Below are 6,339 nucleotides of genomic sequence, written 5' to 3'. Positions count from 1 at the left end.
CGCTTCATTAACCATGTCCCCGTCGGGTACTCGCGGCGAAATCGTGGTCTCTAGCTGCCCGACACTGTAAACATCCCCTGGAGTGGCTACCTGGTCGGCCAGGAAACGAACCGCTTGCCGCCCCGTATTATTCCAGTTGGACACGATCTCGTAACGCGCCCCCGGTAGAGCCGCGAATGTCCCGGTCATGGTCACGCCTTGTACTTCTAGCCCATTGGGCAACACGTCTACCAGCTCAAAGGAAGTCAGGGGTACACCATAGTCGGTTTCTATTTCTGCACCCACGGTATAGGTACCGGTCTTACCGGTGAGGGTGAGTTTTTCAAAAGTGTTCCGTTTGAGAGCTTTTATGGTTTTACCCTCGGGACGAATGTTGATGAATGCTTCTTTCTTTTTTTCACCAGAGCGTACCGAGTTAGCTAGGGGGGCTTCACACTTTGTTTGTTCGCACAGCTTTTTAGCGCTGTCCCTAAAACGCGTGTGTACTTTACTGATGGTACGTTTTCCAGGCTGCGCCTGGGTTTTGCTGACCCACCGCAACCAAATATCAGGGTATTTAGTTAATTCTTCGGGCAGTTCGATGCGTTTACCGTCAGTAATATCTATGGAATATAAATGTTTGTCTACCCCATCTTTCGAGGTCAAGATTTCTAGTTTCCCGCCAATAAAGAACGAATCGGGGGTCACCGCGCTATAGCGCAACCGTTTATCTAGGTTGTAGTCTTCTACGTTCACAACTCCGGCAGTCTGGGTGGTGTTATCGGTGTAAACACTCCAGTTGATTTCTTTTTTCCGGTCACTGTCGGTGTCGAACAGGGTGGGTTCCGCGTCCACATAGTGCGGCCCGTCTGCTTTTTTGTCGAGGGCGGTCCCGGTGGGGAAGGTTTCGATTGGTTTATAGAAACTAATCCTGGTTCTTGCCGACCCGGTAATTACGGGTTCTTTAGCCCCTTGTTCTTCGGGGTTAAGGGTGAAGTCGGCACTGTTGTTGATTCTTTCTTGTTTTTTCGCCCCCGGGAAGTGGAGCTTTAGCGTGCCTAAACCGGCGTATTCGCTGTGAATTATTCGGTCTTTATCCGTATAGGTCAGGGTCACCCCGTCGCCCCCAAGCGTCCAGCCAGGGTTTTCTTCCGCCACGAACTGGGCACGAGCAGTGGTTCCGTCTGCTTTGGTGTACTCGGGTAAAACATCGGTGATGGTATAACCTTTCAAGTTGCGGAACAGGTCTTTTTTAACCCCGAACGTAAAGGTGACCGCGTTTTTACCGGTTTCGGCTACGTGCCCATTTTCGTCTTCATCATAGTCGCGGCACACCCCCAGGCTGCACCCTACAGCATCTTTGATAAAGGTGGGCATCAAATAGTAACCTTGCAGGTTCACCGGCCCGGGCTGGGATGCCGGGTTGGGTTTAACCACGTAACGGGTTCCATCATCAGCGGTTTCTATCAAGGTAGCGGTAATGGGGTAGCTCCCATCAGAGGGCGTAACCCGCTCTTTTAACCGCCAGTGAATCGGGATGGAGGTTCTGCGATTCGCACCGTAATTTTCTTTTAATTTTATTTCGAGGACGCCGGGGGCGACCACGGTAGCAGAAGTAAAACCGTAGGCATCTTTAATTCCGGATTCTACATATTCAACCCGGGACGGATCATAGGTTACCCGAATAACCCCGTTAGCTAGCTCAGCGCCGGGCGCGTCCCCACCATAGGTGATATCGGTACGCAGCTTTTTACCTATCTGGTCTTTGAGAATATCGGAACTGGGGAAGTTCCCTTTTTCATCTGCCGGCTCATTAGTGAGCTTACCGCTTAACTCTAACAAACCATAGGTAGTGTTCTTCAAGGATTCTGGAACCGGTTTATAAACGAAAGTTAGTTCTTTATCTTCCCCATCAAGAGCAATCTTTTGCACCTCCGGCACGCTGTAACCGTCAATCACCGAAGGCGAGAAAATATATTCATCTCCCCCATCGAGAGTGTTCAATACCTGCTCGGTTGATGGCTTTAGCTCTTTACCATTCTCGTCCACATATTTCGCAGTCACCTTGGTATCGACCAAAATAACAATCTTGCCAGGCACAGATGCCACATGATTAGGGTTCTTCCCCGACTCGGGCCGCAAATAAATTGGGAGCGTCTGACCGTGTAGCCCCATGTAGGTTTCAGTTGTAATACCTTCACCGTACTCGCTTTTATTGGCTTTAATCATCTTGATGGTAGCTTCTAGCTTGTCATCGGGAACCGTAAAAACCGGGGAAGATATTTGCGAGTCAAAGAACGCCTTCCTGGTCTTAGTGAGATTATCCAGATATTCTGGTAAAGAAACTATCGCCGTACCAGCGATGAAGTTTCCCCCAATCTTCGTAACTTTACCCCAAGATTTCGGTATCTCTTTTAAGGATTTACAATAACTGAAAGCAAGATCTAATATCTGTTGAACGTTTCCCCAGTTCTTAGGAATAGAGACCAGAGCGGTGTCGTTACTAAAGGCATCTTTACCGATAGTGGTTACTTTTCCCCAATCAGAACCAGCAGATACCAATTTAAAATTATAAGAAAAAGCATTTTCTGGGATACTAGTTATTTCCCCCCAAGATTCCGGTAGTTCAGTGACCTCATTATAATAAAAACAGTTGTTCCCTAAACTATTGACTTTACCCCAGGAGTCAGGCAAGGCTGCAATGTCATTAGAGGCAAATGCACTATTACCAATAGACTTAACATTATCCCAGGAAGCTGGAATAGCAATCAGATCATTTCTAATAAAAGCATTATCGGGGATGGTGGTTATCTTTCCCCAGGGTGCGCTTAGCTTGGTTAACTGATTTCTCTCAAATACGCCTTTACCTAAAGAGCTAACTTCACCCCAAGAATCAGGTAGCAAGGTAAGCGCATTACCGGAGAAAGCTTGATACCCAATCTTAGTTATTTTCCCCCAAGAATCAGGAAGTTTCGTTATCTTATTATTAGATTTCTCACCGTACTCGTCGTAATACCCGAATGACTTGTCTCCTATCTCGGTAACCTCACCCCAAGAAGCAGGTAAAGAAGTCAAACGATTAAGAGCAAATGCGGCTCCAGGAATTTTAGTAATCTTTCCCCAAGAGTCCGGCAGAGAAGTCAGCAGGTTGCGCTCAAAAGCCGCATAATCAAGCTTCGATACCTCTCCCCATGACGACGGTAAGCTGGTTAATTTATTGTTACTAAAGGCAGAGTACCCGATTTTAGTTATTTCCCCCCAAGAATCTGGCAGAGAATTGATTTGATTACTTAGAAAGGCACGCTGACCGATTTCTTTAACGGTTCCCCAGCTATCAGGAAGAGATGTCAACCGGTTACCAGAAAAGATACTATCAGGTATTTCTTCCCATCCATCCCAGGAAAACTTTAATTCACTAATCTGATTATTTGAAAAAGCACCGGTTAATAAGCATCCCTTCTTATCACAGTTCGCTTTAGCTTTTGTGATATCAATTTTACCCCAGTTATCGGGTAACGACGTAAGGTTGTTTTTTTGAAATGCATAGGGGTCTATAAAACTAACATTTCCCCAAGATTCTGGAATACTCGATATCTTATTATCATAAAAGGTATTTCTACCTATTCTGTTTATATTTCCCCAGGAATCTGGCAGGGAAGCTATTTTATTGCTTAGAAACACCCCCTCAGGAAGTTCAGTAATCTTGCCCCAGGGCGCTTCCAACGCCGTAATCTTACTGTCCATAAACGATCTGGTTCCAAGATATGAGACATTTCCCCAAGATTTAGGCAGAGCAGTTAGCTGACTACCACGAAATGCCTCTGTTTCAATCATTTTGATTTTACCCCAAGAATCCGGCACCGCGGTGAATTTGGAATCGCGAAAAGCCTCGCTACCAATAGATTCTATATTTCCCCAAGAATCCGGCAAAGAAGCTAAAGGTGTCCGTTGGAAAGCAGAGCCACCAATACCGGTGATTGCCTGACCTTTGTCCCCGACTGTCGGCCAACACCAACCTGTACTATTTTTAGTCTTACCGGCTTCATGTTTTGTTTTCCCGCTGACGCTAAAACCGGAAATCAAGTTTCGCTGCTTTCCTCTCGAATCAATCGAGGTGTAATAGGTGAAGTCTTTTACTTGCCAGCCGGGGCAGATGATTTGTTCTGGCCAGTCCGGGCCAACCGCGATAGTACCCTTAACAGTCTTAGAACGCCCCTTAGCATCAGTAACCGTATAGAAAACCTGGGTCGTGCCCTCCACCGAAGTATCCACGCTTTCCGGAGACACCTTCAATAGGTTAGTTATATTGTGTCCTTCAACGTCCTTAGCACTCACGCCCTTCAATAAAGCCGCAGTAGAGCCGTCAGCACCATTAGCTAAATGCTTATTAACCTCACCCGTAATAGTCGGCGAAAAATCAGTACGCTTATAAACAAACGTAACCGTATTATCCCCACCCACCGTTGGGGTAATCTCCTCGGCCTCCTTAACAGCCGCAAAACCCGAAAGAACCGGAGCCTTAACCGTATTCTTCTGACCCGCAAAATAAACCCCATCCGGCTCAGTGAACTCACTTTGCAGCACCTGGGGGCTACGTAAAGGTTTATTAGTAGCCGCATCAATGTAGTTAATGGTGATCGAGACCGCATCCCCCGCGGCCACCTGACCAAACCCAGATTTGTATTTTTCGGACTTTACCGCATCCGGGAGCGATTGTTGCCCGTCAGCCTTTTCCAGCACCACCCAACGCTTATTATTCGCAAACACTTCCGGACCAAAATCGGTGACAGTAGATGGAATCTTTACCTTCTCAATCTGGTTACCACTAAAAGCCTCCTGCCCTACTTTCACCAGCCTAGACGCAAGCGTAACTGCCTGGAGCTGGTTATTAGCGAACGCACTGGCGCCAATCTCGGTTACAGTATCTGGCAGTTCCACCGTTTCCAACTGATTATCACGGAAAGCATTCGCCGCAATAACGGTTACCGGCGCATCTTTAATCTTTACCGATTTCAGGGCGTTATCGCTGAACGCGCCCTCACCAATAATCTTCAACCCCGGCGCCGCAAGCCCCGTAATCTGATTATCGTAAAACGCGCGATCAGCAACCTCGGTCACCGAATCCGGCAACGTAACCTTCGTCAGTTCCAGCCCCGAAAACACGCCCTCCGCAATCTTAGTAGTACCCGCCGGGACAGTCAGTTCCTTATTAGCTTCCAGCGCGGCCTTACCCTTATCAGTCAGACCAGTAAGCTCCGTCCCATTAAAAGTAAAACGGTCATCACTAGGACTAGCCCCCGCACGCAACGGCCCATTAGCCCGCCCAGCACCAGCAACAGAACCCGCCTCCCGAAAATCAAGCCGCCCGGAAGTCTGACTGTCACCTTTATTAGCGCTGCCCACCACGCTCTTGCCATTACTCGAAGCACCCGAAGCAGAAGCGGCAACAGACTTTACCCCCCCTGTTCCACCGCCGGAGCCGACAAAGGCACAACCGCCAACAAAGAGGATAAAGCTAATCCCACCACCGACAGCAACGCCACGGTGCGCCGACTTAAATCTGAACGTGAAAGGGTTTTAGCGCTGGTTGTTGTGCGACTCGCCAGGTCGAAAAGTTTATCTATATCCACGCTTACCTCGTTCACGTAATATCGAAGCTAATACCGAGAATCAGCAGGAAAAAATCAGCTAGCTCTCAGAAATCAACAGACTAACATCTATTATCTGACTCTAATAGAAGGGTGTCAATCGTTGGACAGCTAGCGGGTACCCCCAAAATTCGGCATTTTACGCACCCCCCCCCGAAAAATCGTAAAGTACAGCTAAAACTCTTGTTAGTAGCCTCAGGAGGACTTACGCTCTAAATTTTAGATTAAAATATTCTAACTCCTGTTTTAGGACTTTCTCCCTATCCCGACCCCGTATTCACCCTTCCTTTATCTCACCCCGCCTTCATCCTTATCTCTCCCCCCGGTTTGATTTTTCCTTTCTCCGCCTTTATTCTCCCCTTCCCTCAGCAGGTCTTCCTTCCCAATCCCGACCCCAGCTTCGTTTTTCCCTTTCCCCCCAAGCCATCCATCCGGCATGACCCAGCCGTCTGCACCAAACAGGGACGGTAATTTCGCACCGGGAGGGTCATTCTGTCCCCGGAGGGTGATTCTGCCAAACCCCACCAGCACTTTTAATCAACCACCCAACCACTCCACCCTCCCGAAACAGCTCCGCCCTCCAAATCCCAAGCCAGCCGACCATTCCATCCTCCCCAGACAGTTCCACCCTCCCAATCCCGGCCACACCTGCGAATATCAGACGCTAGCGCTCACGCCCGACGGGGTATCGGTTAAAGGAGGGACAGTCGGT

Annotated in this window: 2 protein-coding genes; both read right to left on the bottom strand. The window is 48.4% G+C overall.

The genetic code is table 11. From position 1 onward, the window contains the following. The coding region (locus tag QZT94_RS03830) for a leucine-rich repeat protein (RefSeq protein WP_296773181.1) at window positions 1-5,382 on the bottom strand (5,382 nt) is incomplete at its 3' end. Window positions 5,383-5,432: 50 nt separating this feature from the next. After that, a complete protein-coding gene (locus QZT94_RS03825) occupies window positions 5,433-5,609 on the bottom strand; it encodes a hypothetical protein (RefSeq protein ID WP_296773180.1) in 177 nt (58 codons plus the stop codon). Window positions 5,610-6,339 lie beyond the last annotated feature (730 nt).

It is taken from the genome of Varibaculum sp., from assembly GCF_008661855.1.
Classification (GTDB): domain Bacteria; phylum Actinomycetota; class Actinomycetes; order Actinomycetales; family Actinomycetaceae; genus Varibaculum; species Varibaculum timonense_A.
This window is presented reverse-complemented; position numbering and strand designations above follow the sequence as displayed.